General features: G+C 61.7%; 17 protein-coding genes. 10 read left to right on the forward strand and 7 right to left on the reverse strand.

Going from position 1 to position 13,950, the window contains the following annotated elements; all coding sequences use genetic code 11:
- Positions 1-54 precede the first annotated feature (54 nt).
- Positions 55-1,008 (forward strand): aminopeptidase, encoded by a 954-nt coding sequence (locus AArcSt11_RS05150; RefSeq protein WP_250595214.1) that lies wholly within the window; start codon positions 55-57, stop codon positions 1,006-1,008.
- Complete coding sequence (locus AArcSt11_RS05155; RefSeq protein ID WP_250595215.1) at positions 1,008-1,301, forward strand: DUF8119 family protein; 294 nt, start codon at positions 1,008-1,010, stop codon at positions 1,299-1,301. The genes AArcSt11_RS05150 and AArcSt11_RS05155 overlap by 1 nt, the downstream gene beginning before the upstream one ends.
- Here AArcSt11_RS05155 and AArcSt11_RS05160 read toward each other — a convergent pair.
- The gene (locus AArcSt11_RS05160) at positions 1,298-2,545 is read right to left on the reverse strand and encodes a hypothetical protein (protein WP_250595216.1); all 1,248 of its coding nucleotides are present in this window, start codon (positions 2,543-2,545) and stop codon (positions 1,298-1,300) included. The two genes, AArcSt11_RS05155 and AArcSt11_RS05160, sit on opposite strands and share 4 nt — an antisense overlap.
- Positions 2,546-2,692: 147 nt before the next feature.
- On the opposite strand from AArcSt11_RS05160, the gene AArcSt11_RS05165 reads away from it, so the two are divergent.
- The 3 genes from AArcSt11_RS05165 (at position 2,693) to AArcSt11_RS05175 (ending at position 4,397) form a co-directional block, all read left to right on the forward strand.
- Positions 2,693-2,863, forward strand: coding sequence for a DUF5786 family protein (locus AArcSt11_RS05165; RefSeq protein WP_238479085.1), 171 nt, complete (start codon positions 2,693-2,695; stop codon positions 2,861-2,863).
- A gap of 5 nt (positions 2,864-2,868) precedes the next feature.
- Positions 2,869-3,420, forward strand: coding sequence for an endonuclease dU (locus AArcSt11_RS05170; protein WP_250595217.1), 552 nt, complete (start codon positions 2,869-2,871; stop codon positions 3,418-3,420).
- Positions 3,421-3,536: 116 nt separating this feature from the next.
- Positions 3,537-4,397: a phosphatase PAP2 family protein gene (locus AArcSt11_RS05175; RefSeq protein ID WP_250595218.1), complete on the forward strand. Its 861-nt coding sequence runs from the start codon at positions 3,537-3,539 to the stop codon at positions 4,395-4,397.
- Between the two features lie 162 nt (positions 4,398-4,559).
- On the opposite strand, the gene AArcSt11_RS05180 is transcribed toward AArcSt11_RS05175, so the two are convergent.
- The 3 genes from AArcSt11_RS05180 to AArcSt11_RS05190 form a co-directional block, all read right to left on the reverse strand.
- Positions 4,560-5,720, reverse strand: a complete 1,161-nt coding sequence (locus AArcSt11_RS05180; RefSeq protein WP_250595219.1) for an acyl-CoA dehydrogenase family protein — start codon at positions 5,718-5,720, stop codon at positions 4,560-4,562.
- 138 nt (positions 5,721-5,858) lie between these two features.
- Positions 5,859-6,590 carry a type 1 glutamine amidotransferase gene (locus tag AArcSt11_RS05185; RefSeq protein ID WP_250595220.1) on the reverse strand — a complete coding sequence of 244 codons (732 nt, stop codon included), beginning with the start codon at positions 6,588-6,590 and terminating at the stop codon, positions 5,859-5,861.
- 167 nt (positions 6,591-6,757) lie between these two features.
- Positions 6,758-7,558 carry an alpha/beta fold hydrolase gene (locus AArcSt11_RS05190; RefSeq protein WP_250595221.1) on the reverse strand — a complete coding sequence of 267 codons (801 nt, stop codon included), beginning with the start codon at positions 7,556-7,558 and terminating at the stop codon, positions 6,758-6,760.
- 94 nt (positions 7,559-7,652) lie between these two features.
- Here AArcSt11_RS05190 and AArcSt11_RS05195 point away from each other — a divergent pair, with 94 nt between their 5' ends.
- Both AArcSt11_RS05195 and AArcSt11_RS05200 read left to right on the forward strand, forming a co-directional pair.
- A complete protein-coding gene (locus AArcSt11_RS05195) occupies positions 7,653-7,994 on the forward strand; it encodes a DUF7577 domain-containing protein (RefSeq protein WP_250595223.1) in 342 nt (113 codons plus the stop codon).
- A gap of 55 nt (positions 7,995-8,049) precedes the next feature.
- Positions 8,050-9,039, forward strand: a complete 990-nt coding sequence (locus AArcSt11_RS05200) for a CPBP family intramembrane glutamic endopeptidase (RefSeq protein WP_250595225.1) — start codon at positions 8,050-8,052, stop codon at positions 9,037-9,039.
- 1 nt (position 9,040) lies between these two features.
- On the opposite strand, the gene AArcSt11_RS16925 is transcribed toward AArcSt11_RS05200, so the two are convergent.
- Together AArcSt11_RS16925 and AArcSt11_RS05205 are read right to left on the reverse strand one after the other, a co-directional pair.
- Positions 9,041-9,214 (reverse strand): DUF7535 family protein, encoded by a 174-nt coding sequence (locus tag AArcSt11_RS16925; RefSeq protein ID WP_434803493.1) that lies wholly within the window; start codon positions 9,212-9,214, stop codon positions 9,041-9,043.
- A 65-nt stretch (positions 9,215-9,279) separates the two neighbouring features.
- The gene (locus AArcSt11_RS05205) at positions 9,280-9,825 is read right to left on the reverse strand and encodes a CDP-2,3-bis-(O-geranylgeranyl)-sn-glycerol synthase (protein WP_250595227.1); all 546 of its coding nucleotides are present in this window, start codon (positions 9,823-9,825) and stop codon (positions 9,280-9,282) included.
- An 85-nt stretch (positions 9,826-9,910) separates the two neighbouring features.
- Here AArcSt11_RS05205 and AArcSt11_RS05210 point away from each other — a divergent pair, with 85 nt between their 5' ends.
- Entirely contained in the window at positions 9,911-10,747 is an 837-nt protein-coding gene (locus AArcSt11_RS05210; RefSeq protein WP_250595229.1) for a proline dehydrogenase family protein, read from the forward strand.
- A gap of 68 nt (positions 10,748-10,815) precedes the next feature.
- Complete coding sequence (locus AArcSt11_RS05215) at positions 10,816-11,565, forward strand: DUF502 domain-containing protein (protein WP_250595230.1); 750 nt, start codon at positions 10,816-10,818, stop codon at positions 11,563-11,565.
- Between the two features lie 16 nt (positions 11,566-11,581).
- Here AArcSt11_RS05215 and AArcSt11_RS05220 read toward each other — a convergent pair whose 3' ends face one another.
- Positions 11,582-12,511 (reverse strand): branched-chain amino acid transaminase, encoded by a 930-nt coding sequence (locus tag AArcSt11_RS05220; protein WP_250595231.1) that lies wholly within the window; start codon positions 12,509-12,511, stop codon positions 11,582-11,584.
- Between the two features lie 108 nt (positions 12,512-12,619).
- Here AArcSt11_RS05220 and AArcSt11_RS05225 point away from each other — a divergent pair, with 108 nt between their 5' ends.
- Positions 12,620-13,927, forward strand: coding sequence for a serpin family protein (locus tag AArcSt11_RS05225; protein WP_250595232.1), 1,308 nt, complete (start codon positions 12,620-12,622; stop codon positions 13,925-13,927).
- Positions 13,928-13,950 lie beyond the last annotated feature (23 nt).

Here is a 13,950-nt window from a genome sequence, read left to right on the forward strand (position 1 = left end):
TTTTTCGAGCATCGGGAGAACAAGACCTAACACGCTACCAGCCGAGGAGTCGGTATGAGCGAGCTCTACGAGGCCGCAGAAACTGCAGTACAGCAGTGTCTGAATGTCGGTGCCGAGGAGTCCTGTCTGATCGTTACCGACGACAAGCGCCAGCCGATCGGCGAGGCGCTGTACGACGCCGCAACAGCGGTCACTGACGAGGCGACGATCATACGCTATCAGCCCGGCGACCAGCACGGGGAGGAGCCGCCAGCCCCGGTTGCCGCCGCAATGGCCGAGTCTGACGTCTTTCTTGCGCCGACGACCAAGAGCCTGAGCCATACCCGTGCGCGCGGAACTGCGTGTGAGTCGGGTGCACGCGGCGCGACGCTGCCGGGAATCACCGAAGACGTGTTTACGACCGGTCTCGACGCCGACTACGACTCGATCGCGGCGGTCTCCGCGGAGCTACTGGAGACCGTTCAGGACGCCGACGAGATTCGTGTCACGACGCCCGCAGGGACGGATATCACCTTCGCAGTGGGCAACCGGGACTGGCACACCGATACGGGAATCGTTCACGAGCCCGGCGAGTTCTCGAACCTGCCCGCTGGCGAGGTATTCATCAGTCCCACATCGACCGATGGGGCCTTCGTCGTCGACGGTACGATGCGGCCCCATGGCCTGCTCGCGGAGGGCCACCAGCTCTCCTTCGAGGTGGAGGACGGCTACGTCACCGAAATCAGCGACGACGAGATCCGCGCACAGATCGAGACCGCTGGCGAAGAGGTCGGACAGGACGCCTACAACCTCGCCGAACTGGGTATCGGGACGAACGTCGGTGTAACCGAACTGGTCGGATCGGTCCTGCTCGACGAAAAAGCAGCCGGAACAGTCCATATCGCGATCGGGGACGACGCCGGGATCGGTGGGGATACCGATGCGCCGCTTCACATGGATGGGATCCTGCGCGAGCCGACAGTGTTCGTGGATGGTCAGGCCATCGAGCTCCCACAGCCCGATCGGTAATGACCAATTCTGACGGTGAGACGTCCCACGAGGATACGCATACGGAGAGTAACAACGGGAGACCCCCCACGATCCGCTCACGGCCACGGCGACTGGTTTCATACCTGCGACATAACCGGACGCGGATACTGACCGATACCGCAGTGCTGGTGGCCTGGGTGCTGGTGGTATCATCTATCTTCAGCTGGCTCGACTTGCCAAACTGGCTCCTCTACGTGGTGATCTTCGCTGGCGTCGTCGTCTACGCCCGGGCCACGCCAACGTGGGAACGACCCTATCAAAGTCCGGACTAGACGAACTGCAACAGCGGGAGGGTCACCGCCACGACCCAGAGCAATGCGCCAGTCCTGACGTAGCCGAACTCGATCCCCGGCTCCCGAGCGGTCTGTGACGCCCCTGCGGCGATCAGCCCGATCCCAACGGCGAGCGCGCCACGATGGACGACCGTGTCGAGCGGGAGCGTCGTGACACCCATAACAGTGTAATCGAGGAAGATAGCGACTGTAAAGCCGAGTGCAGCTGCGGTAAACGCCTGTGCCCGATCGAGCTGGCGCGTCGTGAGATAGGCGGCGATCGGAAACCCGATCACCAGTATGGGGTAGAAGACGGCCACGATGAGTTTCGGGTTGCGTTCGGGGAGGAGACGCTCTGCGCCGACCGCACCGAACCGAATGGACAGGTAGAGCGCGACCAGCACGGCGACAGCCAGCAACGATCGCACCGTCGTCTGAACGTCGTCGTTCGACCACAGCTCCTTGCCCTGCTCGAAGCTCCGGGCCGCTCTGGTCGAGCCAAGCAACAGACCAGCAAACAGCAGGTACGTGGCACGGTCGTCGAGGTCGACGATCGTCACCCAGCCGTCGGCGTCCGAGCTGTCGTCGTTACCGAATCGATCGCGGCTGAGATTCTCGACGTACCATCGGTCGATGAACTCCTCCTCGACGGCCAGCTGTGAGTCTTCGATACTGTGGACGGTGTGTCGTAGATGGAACCAGTCCCAGTGCTCGTCGTGGGCCTGCATCGCGGTCCAGTCATCCTCGCCAGGATCGTTGTACGCCCGTATATGACGCCGATCACCGAGATAGTCGCCATCGGCGAGCTGATACGACTCCACGAGCCACATCGGCGTCCCGTCGGCCGGATCGACGTATACGTACCGGGTCGCACCGTCTGCGCCGCCCCACGCCACGGTCGACGTTGCGTTCCCGTCAATCTCGAACTCCTCTGCGGGGGCAATATCCTGCTCGTCTTCCTCGACGTCTTCCCAGTCCGCGAGCGTGGACTCGCGCAGTGCGCGCTCCGTCACGTCGGAATCACCGTAGACGACGAGGTTAATCGAGAGCGTCCGCTCGTGAGTGCTCGGCTCTCGACTCGTGTACGGCCACAGTTCCGACCCGTCTTCCAGGGTCACAGTTTCGGGCTCGCCGGGTGACGCTGATTCGGAGAACTCGGCAGTCACTATCGACGCGCCAGCGATCATAGCGATCACGACGAACAGAATGGTGACCGCCGTTGACGGGCGGACATCGATCGGCACACTCGTCCTTTCCGAGTATTGCGTATATAACGCTTGTGGGCGCGATAGAGTGCGGAACTACCTGAACAGCAACTGGAGACGAAACGTAGCCATTACGACCGATCCCGGCGTATGATTTTAGTGCGCGGGATTCCTAATGGTTCATGTATGGGATTCGGTAGCTACGACGAATCCGAACAGGAAAATCAGGATTTTGACACGGACATTGATGAGAACAACGTCGGCGCGGGCAGCGAGCACGACGGCGAGATAGAGTACGAAATCGGAGCATCGAACAACGAACTACTCGACCGTCTCGAAGAGATCAAAGACGAGTAACGTCGATGCAGGCCGGAACGCGGGCGCTTGGAATCGCCGAATCGTACAGCGGTTCGGCCGATGAGTCGTATGCCACGCTCGCGGGCGCGGTTGTTCGGGCTGATCGTGTAGTAGATGGTATCGGCTTCGATCGGACCACTGTCGGCGGGCTGGACGTGACCGACGCTGTCTGTCGTCTGGTCGACCGCGACGACGTTCGTCTTGTACTGTTATCGGGGATTGCACTCTCCTGGTACAACCTCTGTGATCTCCGGGCGGTACACGACCGGATCGATCGGCCGGTACTCTCGGTGAGCTACGGGGAAAGCGATGGGCTAGAAGCGGCGATACGGCGTGAATTCGACGGGGAACCGCTCCGGAAACGCCTGGAGATCTATTGGTCTCTGCCCTGCCGTCGATCAGTATCCGTCGACGGACGTACGGTTTTTGTTAGATCGATCGGTGATGTCGAGACAGAGGCAGTCGTCCGGCGATTTACCTTGGGCAATGCGCGGCCGGAGCCTGTACGTGTCGCCAAGTTGGCTGCACGGGCAGCACACGCCTATCGACATAGCTGACACACCCCATCAGCCGTTCGTGAACTATCCTGAACAATCCCGCACAAACAGGGGTGTCATCCCGACAATCTGGAGACAGTAGTTTCATTATCGAGACGACCGTAGCCACACGTACGATGTCGTTACTGATAGTTGCAGGAATCGTCGCCGCTGGCACTGCCGTCCTCCTCAGTGTCCTCTTAGCGGTCTGTGTCGGTCCCTCCCTTCTCTCCGCGCCCCTCCGTAATCCCGAAGCGTTCAGGCGTCGCCTGTACAACGTCGCGCCGTTTTTCGTCGTGCTTGTACTCGTACTGGGAATTAATAAGGGCCTCCACGACGTCAGTCAGGACGTCTCGTGGGTGGTCGGACAAAACGTCACCGGTGTGTTCTATGATCTCGAGGGGGAGTTCCTCATTGCGCTCCAGAACGCGTTCCCCGAGCAAGCAGCGTTTTATTTCTCGTTTATTTACGTATTCGGCTACGTGGCGTTGCTTGTCTTCCCGATGATCGCGTATCTGTTCAGCGATAGCCTCCACAACCTGAAAGTGACGCTGATCGCGTACGCGACCAACTACGGTATTGGCGTCCTGATGTACACTATGTTTATCGCCTATGGTCCGCGTAACGTGATGGAAGGACTGCTCAGCCAGCCGATGTACGAGGTGTACCCCGAAGTAATGTTTCTGACCTCCGCGGTCAACACCAACACTAACGTCTTCCCCTCGTTGCACACCTCGCTTTCAGTCACTGCGATGATCCTGGCACTGATGAGCCACCGCGAGTTCCCCCGGTGGACGCCGATCGCCCTCCTGCTGGGTACCAGCGTCGTTATTTCGACGATGTATCTCGGCATCCACTGGCTGACTGACGTGATCGTCGGCGTGGCGCTCGGCGCGCTGGCCGTCTACATCGGCGAGTACGTTGTTAACCGGGTCGACCGCTCCGGAGTAATCGCCGATCCAGACGATGACCAGCCCTCTGTCAGCGTCTCGGACTGAAACTCGTCTGGGAACCGCCGAAGCGACGATTTCCTCACTCGAAGGCCGCAATGCCGATTGCTCACTGCCCTTGCACCGTTTCTCGTGACGCTTTCGCGTCACTCGAAGGCCGCAATGCCGATTGCTCACTGCCCTTGCACCGTTTCTCGTGACGCTTTCGCGTCACTCGAAGGCCGCAATGCCAGTGAGATCTTCTCCCACGATCAACGAATGGATATCGTGCGTCCCCTCGTAGGTGTAGACGGTCTCCATGTTGGCGAGGTGGCGCATCGGTGGGTAGTCCGTGGTGATACCGTTCCCGCCGAGCATCTCTCGGGCAACGCGGGCCTGATCGCGGGCCATCCGGACGTTGTTGCGCTTCGCCATCGAGACTTGCTGTGGACGCAGATTGCCGCGCTCTTTCAGGTCGGCGAGCCGGTGGGCCAGTAGCTGGGCTGTCGTCACCTCTGTCGCCATCTCGGTGAGTTTCTCCTGTTGCAGCTGAAAGCTCGCGATCGGTTGGTCGAACTGCTCGCGATCAGTCGCGTACTCACGGGCTGTCTCGAAGCAGTCCCGGGCCGCACCGACCGCTCCCCAGGCGATGCCGTACCGGGCCTGCGTGAGACAGGAGAGCGGCCCTTTCATCCCCGTTACGTCGAGGACGTTTTCGGGCGGAACGTAGGCCTCTGTCAGCGATATCTCACCGGTCGAGGACGCCCGCATCGAGAGCTTGCCGTCGATTTCGCTCGTCGTTACTCCGTCGGCGTCAGTCTCGACGAGGAAGCCACGGACCGGCTGGCTCTCTGTCGAGACATCCCGCGCCCACACCACTGCGAGGTCGGCGATGGGCGCGTTCGTGATCCACGTTTTCGTCCCGGTGAGCCGGTAGCCCTCGCCGTCGGCCTCGGCACGGGTTTCCATGTTTGCCGGATCCGAGCCGTGCTCCGGTTCGGTGAGGCCGAAACAGCCGACGGCCTCGCCCTCACCCAGCGCGGGCAGCCAGCGCTCTTTCTGGGCCTCGGTGCCGAAGGCGTGGATCGGATACATCACCAGCGCACCCTGCACGCTCGCCATCGAGCGAATCCCCGAATCGCCCGCTTCCAGTTCCTGCATGAGCAGGCCGTACGCCCGCTCGCTCACGTTCGCCGAGCCGTACCCCTCGAGGTTCGGCGCGTAAAACCCCAGTTGGCCCATCTCCTCGATCAGGTGCGCCGGGAACTCGCCGGACTCGAACCACTCGCCGACCGACGGTTTCACGCGGTCGGCGACGAACTCGCGGGCCGTATCGCGGATCAACCGCTCCTCCTCGGCGAGGTCGGCCTCCAGATCGACATAATCGAGCATAGTGGGAGTTGCACCCGTGGGGGCAAAATACGTCCGCCGCGGGCTACAGAATTCGAAGTATTACACTACAGTTATTGAAGTATTGGATAACAGGCCCAAAAAAGCCGACCGAGACGGAACTGGTCCCGGAACCGCTTCTCAGTCTGCCCCGGCCGGATCGGCGGTGTCACTGCCGACGACGGTCTCGGGCTGACGCAGATCGTCGACGATTCCCAGCCAGTTCTCGAAAACCAGTTTCGCCTCGCAGGCCTTCGCGTAGTTCTCCTCGGTGATGCCGTCGAGTACCTGCTGGATGCGCTCGTCGGGCAGATCCTTGCCGAGCGTCACCTCGCGGGCAGTCTCGGTGTCGTACTCGGGGTGGAACTGGACGCCGAACACCCGGTCCTTGCGGAACGCGTGGATCGAGTAGTCGTTCTCGGCGAGCACTTCGGCACCCGGCGGCGGCGTCACGACCTCGTCGGAGTGGGTCGTAAACGCGGTAAAGCGCTCGTCGATGCCGTCGAACAGGGTCGACTCGCCACGGTGTTGGATTTCGCGATAGCCGATCTCGTACTCGCCCATACCCGCGACCTCGCCGCCGAGCGCGTCGGCCAGAAGCTGGTGGCCCCAACAGACGCCCAGACACGGCAGCCCTGCCTCGATAGCTTCCTGCACCCACTCGCGCGTGGGTGCGATCCAGTCTTCGTCCCAGTACACGGAGACGCGTGACCCGGTAACGACGACCCCGTCGAACGCCTCGACCTCGGGCGGAACCTCGACGTCGGTCACGTCGAACTCCACGAGGTCAGCGTCGAGCTCCCGGCGGAAGTTTCGCCGGTTGTGCTCGGGGTCGTGGGCTGCGTTGAGCACGGCGATGCGCGGTCGACTCATCTGTACTCTACCGAAGACCACACAGGGTAAAAGGGGTTGCGTCCCGCGAGAAACGTGCCGCATCCTGTGACAGCAGTTCGGCGTCAAGACGGCCTCAGACGGCTATTGGGCCGTGTTACCGGATGGCGTCCTTGACAGGTGTTTATGAGTGCCAGCGTCGACCCCGATTACGTATCCGACTCGACGTGCTCTTCCAGAAACCCGATAATCGCGTCGTTGACGCCGGTCGCGCGCTCGACGCCGACGAGATGGCCTGCTTCGGGTGCGGTCTCCAGTTCACTCCGTGGCAGCTCCCGATCTAGCAGTTCGGCGTTCGAGAACGGGACGATCTCGTCGTCCTCGCCGTGGAGCAGGAGGGTCGGGAGCGTCGTTTCGTACAGCGGGTCACGGTGTTCGTAGCCCCTGAAGGCTGCCGTCTGCGCTTTCCATGCCGCCCGTCCGGCATCGTCCTCGGCTCGCCATGCCGCGATTCGCTCTACCGCCTCCGGATGTTGCTCCCGGAAGTCGGCAGAAAGCACCGCTTCCAGCGACGATGACAGCGCCTCCTCGTCGTCCCGCGGCGCGAACGCGTCGTCGAGTCGGTCCCGATTCAGTTCCGTCTCGTCGCCGCCCGGACTCGACCCGATCAGCGTCAACGTCTCGGCGCGGCTGTGTCGTTGTGCGTAATCGAGCGCGATCATTCCGCCAAGTCCACAGCCGACGAGATGGGCGTTTCGGACGCCATGGTCGGCGAGCACCGTCTCCAGATCGTTGGTCAGCTGTGGAACGGTGTACGGTCCTTCAGGCGCATCGGACCGACCGGTCCCCCGGAGATCCCAGACGAGCGTCTCGAACGGCCCGGCGAGCGCGTCGTTCTGCCAGCCCCAGAGCCACGCGCCAAATCCCACGTCCTCGATGAACACGACTGTCTCGCCGCTCCCCCAGGTGTCGTAGTACAGCGACACGCCATCGCGAGTTGCTGTTGGCATACCACTCACTCGTCCCGGGAGCTGTTTGTAGGATACGATATCGTCCGCACTGTCCGGCCAAGATTTTAGTTCTGAGAGTCCGTAGCTTGGGGTGATGACGCCCATCGAGTCGGTTCCGGCGTGGGTGTTTGTGTACGCTGGCGTCTTCGCGCTGTTCCATCTGCTCATCGGGTACTACCTCTATCGTCGGTCCAACGAACCGGGTGTCCGTGGGACCATCTCCTCGCCACAGTCACCGGATCGCCCTCTCGATGCAGACGCCACTGGAGCCGCCCCTGAGCGACGATCCGCCGCCGGCCCGACCGTCCACTGTGGGCATTGCAACGCCGAAAACGAGCCGGGGTATCGGTACTGCCGTAACTGTGTTCAGGAGCTGCCAAGCGTTGCGGAACAATCGATATCGACAGGGAAACCCGACGAGCGCGAGAGCCTGTGATCGGTCATCCTGGATTGGTACGTTTTTAGACTCTTCGGACCGTACACTCCGCCAGATGCCTGACTGGAACGACCGCGGTGACGATGACGGAAACAAGGGCAGTGACGATGACTGGAATGGCGGCGGCGAGGATGGCTGGAATGAAACGGATGATACTCACGGAGGGTGGGGAAACTCGAGGCGTGATAGCTCGGAAGAAGATGTAGTTGACGCCGAACTGTCAGGTAAAACCGACACCTCGGCGACTGGCCCCGAGGGAATGGCGCCAGAGAAGGGACCCGACAGCCGACAGTTGGGAAAGACACTGGGTGTCTCCGTTGGACTTGGTCTCGGTGGGTTAGCACTTGGAGTCATCGCATCGATCCCATTGATGTTCGGTGTGATCGCATTGTTCGGACTTCCGTTTCAGGCAACTGCGGAGGGCCAAAATCTTCCAGGGTTCGTCACCAATACAATTGCACTGCAGGGCGTCGGCATGGTCGGTATTTCTGTCTGGTATTTGTCCCGGCATAATCTGGGACTCGAGTTTCTCCGACTACGGAAACTGACCCTCAGGCACGTTGGTTGGATCATCGCCGGTGCAATCATCCTGTTCATTGTTAACATCATCTCTGGTATAGTCATTGACGTTCTGGGACTACCAACACCCAGCCACGGTCTCATCGATACGTTCGTCGAAACGCCTGAACTGCTGCTGGCTGGAATCGTTCTCAATCTATTACTGATCGGCCCGGCCGAAGAACTGCTGTACAGGGGGATTATTCAGACAAAACTCGTCAACGTGGGAGGAACGGTGAAAGGCGTTTTTCTCGCGAGCGTACTCTTTGCAGTCGTCCATTTGCCCGCGTACGGTCTGGACGGGTGGGCAGCAATTATCTCACTGGTCTTTCTCGGGGGGGTACTGGGAGCTATCTACGAGTACACCGACAACCTGTTGATACCGATGATTGCTCATGGGGTGTACAATTCGCTGCTGTTCATTATGATATATATTGCCATCATCACCGGAAACGCAGACCAGATAGTTACAATACTGCCGATCTAATCTATGCTTCGGCCCGCGGCTCTGTTCCCAGCGCTCGACTGAGTAGCCAGGCAATCGCGATAAACGGTAACAGCGGAAACAGAAGCAAGAGCACCCCACCGGCGATAATGTAGCCAATGGCAGACATATCTGCTCGTCCTGTGACCGTTCGGGGTGGCGTCGCCGATCGGGTCATACTGGTACTTTGGAGAGCGCCACTGAAGAGCTCTGCCCGCTATTCGACGGTGTGATGACCGTCCCCTACCACGGCTCGTCTTTCAGCCCGAGTTTGAACGCGATGATGTTCGTCCCGACGTGGAGGACCGGCGTCAGGATCAGGACGGCGAGGATCACCGGCAGCGTGAACCACTCGACAAACCAGTCGGTGGCGACAAGCGCGGTCAGCACGAGCGAGACGACGACGAAGTCAAGTTGATCGATGCCAGGGAAGGCCGCACCACGTTCGCGTCCCGTTCGGCGTTTCAGAAAGGAAGCCAGGATGTCGCCAAGCATCGCTCCGGCGGCCAGCGCGAGCAGCGCTACGATTGGGAACTCGGCGACAGTGAAGCCAAGCGCCGAACTGACACCCTCGGCGAGGAAATTCAACAGGAGGCCGAGGCCGACACCTGCGAGAATGCCGCCCGCCGTACCGCGCCACGTCTTTCCGTCGCCGAGGACGCGCTTCCCATCCCAGGTTCGCCCGCCATCGATCGGTGGCCCACCGCCGGTCAGCACGGCCGCGTTGTTGGGGACGTACGCGGGCAACATCAGCCAGAAGGCGACGACGACGATCTCCAGTGGATTCATACACGGGTCTGTCGGCCGGTCGGCATAAACGGCTACGATTCTCGGCGGGGAATAGTATACAACCCTACACTACCAACGGTCCGATATGCTCCCGCCGATTGCGAGCAACTTCGTTGCCGGAGAGACGCCCGCCGAAGCACTCGCTCACGCCCGCGAGTACAACGAACACGGCATCGGCGTGATCCTCAACCTGCTCGGCGAGCACTACGATGCCCGTGCCGACGCGGCAGCGGACCGGGACGCGTATCTCCAGCTAATCGAGGATATCGCTGCGGAGGATCTGCAGGCCTGTATCTCGGTCAAGCCCTCGCAGATCGGCCTCGACGTCGACCCCGAGTTCTTCCGGACGAACCTCACGGAGATCGTCGAACACGCCGCACCGCGGGACGTGTTCGTCTGGGTCGATATGGAGGATCACACGACCACCGATGACACTATCGACGCATTCGAGCCGCTTGCTCGCGAACATGGGACGGTGGGACTCTGTCTGCAGGCGAACCTGCAACGGACCCGCGACGATCTCGAACGACTGGCCGACGTCCCCGGAAAGCTCCGACTCGTCAAGGGGGCGTACGACGAGCCAGACGACATCTCCTACGGGCGCAAGGAGCGCGTCAACGCCGAGTACCGCGAACTGCTCAGGTACGCCTTCGAGCACCGCGATGCAGGCGTCGCCGTCGGCAGCCACGACCCCGCAATGATCGAGCACGCACAGGAACTCCACGAACGCCACGGGACAGACTTCGAGATCCAGATGCTGATGGGCGTCAGAGAATCCGCTCAGTTCGATCTTGCCGAGGACTGTACGGTCTGGCAGTACGCGCCCTACGGCGATCGATGGCTATCCTACTTTTATCGGCGCATCAAAGAGCGCAAGGGGAACGCGCTGTTCGCGGCGAGAGCGGTCCTTGGCCGATCCTGATCGTTTTTCCTCGCGCTTGCCGGTGAAGGATAACAGCGCTCATTAGGGAGGACGCCGAAGTGGAAGTAATGACAACATGGAAACGGGACTTCGGGAGTGGCCTCGTCGTCCTGGTTCCGATCATCGTCACGCTCTGGGTAGTTATCTGGCTGGCCGGATTCATCGCCGGACTTCCGTTCGTCGCCGCTATCGACGCCGACCTGCTCGCGACGGTGGGGCTGGGTTGGCTTCCGACAGACCTGGTGCGGGTCGTCGTGACCCTGTTCGTGTTCGTGTTGCTGGTATTCGCGGTCGGCTATCTAATGCGGACCGCGCTCGGCGGGTTCGCCGAGAGCGCACTCGACGATCTGGTAAACCGCCTTCCCGGTCTTCGCGTCGTCTACAACGCCTCGAAGATGGCGGCCGAAACGGCACTGGGCGGGACCGACGCCCTCCAGACGCCGGTCAAGATAGAACCGTGGGACGATATGCGTCTCACCGCGTTTAAGACTGGCAAGCAGACAAGCGACGGTCGGGAGATCCTCTTCATGCCAACCGCGCCGAACATCACGACTGGCTTCGTTGTCGAGGTCAAATCCGAGGACATCAAAGAGGTCGACGAGCGCGTCGAGGAGGCGCTGACACGACTGCTGAGCGCTGGGTTCGGTGACTCCAACGGGAACGGGCCGGGGAGCCAGAGTGTCGGTGGGATCCCAATCGATGTTCAGGAGGCGGCCGACAGCGAGTACGGTCGGCTCGACCCACGGCGGGTGTCGGGAGGGCGAGAACAGGAGGAACACGATGAGAGCACCGACGTGACGATTGAGTCCGACGAGTGAGACCGGGGCCGAAGCGCTACACGTAGGTGAACCAGTCGTCGTACTTCTCGGGCGGCGATTCGAGCATGTCGAAGAACTCCTGTTGAATCTCCTCGGTCACCGGGCCGCGCGTTCCGGAGCCGATCTCGACGTTGTCGACCTGTCGGATCGGCGTGACCTCCGCGGCGGTTCCGGTGAAGAACAGTTCGTCAGCCGTGTGCAACTCGCCGCGGCCGATCGTCGCCTGATCGTGGACGGTGTAGCCCAGATCGCGGGCGACCTCGATGACGCTCTGGCGGGTAATGCCGTCGAGGATCGACTGGGAGAGCGCGGGCGTAAAGAGTTCGCCGTCGCGCACGAGGAAGATGTTCTCGCCGGGGCCTTCGGCGACGTAGCCGTCCTTGTCGAGCACGATTGCCTCGGTGTAGCCGTTCCGCCGGGCTTCCTCGCCAGCGAGCATGCTGTTGACGTACAGCCCGGTCGTCTTGGCGTTTGTTGGAATCTGGCTGGAGGAGTGTTTCCGCCACGAGGAGACCATCACCTCGACACCCTTTTCCAGAGCGTCCTCGCCGAGGTAGGTGCCCCACGGCCAGCACGCGATGGCGGTCCGGGTCGGGCAGTCTTTGGGGCTTACGCCGAGACTGTTGTAGCCGTAGAAGGCGATCGGCCGGATGTAACAGGATTCGAGATCCTGCCGGCGGATCAGCTCCATCGTCGCCTCGGTCAGCTCCTCACGCTCGTGGTCGATCTCCATCTCGTAGGGCTTGCCGGACTCGTAAAAGCGGTCGAGGTGGGCATCCCAGCGGAAAAGCGCAGGGCCGTCGTCGGTGTCGTAACACCGGACGCCCTCGAAGATCCCGGTACCGTAGTGGAGTCCATGTGTGAGCACGTGGATCTGGGCGTCCTCCCAGTCCACGAACTCGCCGTCCATCCAGATGGTGTCGACGTCCATCTCGTCAAATCCCATATGCACTCAATTGAAGCCCGTGTTTAAAACGGTTTACGAGGGAAGATGACGACAGCGGCTCTTTGAGTCTACAGAAAGCCCTTTGTGTGGGTCGTCGACTCTGCAAGTATGACACGGGAGCGAATGATGCCGACGCGTGGTCGTCGCGAGGTGCTGGCGCTGGCCGGCGCGGTACAGGGCGCACTGCTCGCGGGGTGTCTCGACGGAAACAGTAGCCCCGGTGGGGGGATGGGCGGCCACATCGACGACCTGCCGACCCGGGACCTGGATCAACTCGTCGCGGGCAACGACCAGTTCGCACTGGACGCCCTCATGGAGTTGATCGAGGAGAAACCTGACGAGAACCTGTTTTTCTCGCCGTACAGTATCCGCGCCGCACTGGCGATGACGTGGGCAGGAGCACGCGGCGAGACGGAAGCCGTGATGGCTGACGCGCTGGCGTTCGCGCTCGACCAGGACGACCAACACGCCGCCTTTGGGGATCTGGAGGCCGAGCTTGACGCCCGTTCGGACGCCACCGAAAACAACGATGGCGAGCCGTTCACGCTCCGCGCGGTCAACGACGTCTGGGGGCGCAAGGAGTACCCGTATCGAGACGAGTACCTCGACGCCCTCGACGAACACTACGGCGCGGAGCTCCACTCCGTCCCCTTCGAGACCGATCCGGAGGCCGCCCGCCAGGAGATCAATGAGTACATTGCCGAGCAGACGGAGGACCGGATCGACGAACTACTGCCGGAGAACTCGATCTCCGCCTCGACCGTCCTCGTGCTCACCAACGCAATCTACTTCCACGCGAGCTGGCTCCACCAGTTCTCGGAGGGGTCGACCGAGCCCGCCGAGTTCAGCGCGCTCGACGGTTCGACCGACGAGGTGTCGATGATGTCCCAGGAGCAACGGTTTCCCTACACCGAGGTCGAGGGCCACCAGCTCGTCGACCTACCATACGTCGGCGAGGAGGTGAGTATGACCGTGATCCTGCCCGCGGAGGGCGAGTTCGAGGAATTCGAGGAAGCTCTCGATCCGGCAACACTGGGCGGACTGCTCGACGAGCTATCGACGATCCAGGGGACGATCGAGTTGCCCCGGTTCGAGTACGAGTCGTCGTTCGCGCTCAAAGACGTCCTCTCCGCGCTTGGGATGGAGGTCGCCTTTGACCTCGGATCGGCGGATTTCAGCGGGATTGTCGAGGGCGGCGGCCTTGCGATCAGTGACGTCTGGCACGACGCCTTCGTCGCGGTCGACGAGGAGGGGACGGAGGCTGCCGCGGCGACCGCGGTCGGGATGGAGGAGTCGGCACCGCAGGAGACTTTCGAGATGACTGTCGATCGCCCCTTCCTCTTCTGTATTCGCGACCGGCCGACCGACACGCTGTTGTTCGTCGGGCGGGTCGTCGATGCCGCGGCGGCGCAGTGAGCAACCCGGCCGGCCCACCGCGC

This window comes from Natranaeroarchaeum aerophilus (assembly GCF_023638055.1).
Lineage (GTDB): Archaea > Halobacteriota > Halobacteria > Halobacteriales > Natronoarchaeaceae > Natranaeroarchaeum > Natranaeroarchaeum aerophilum.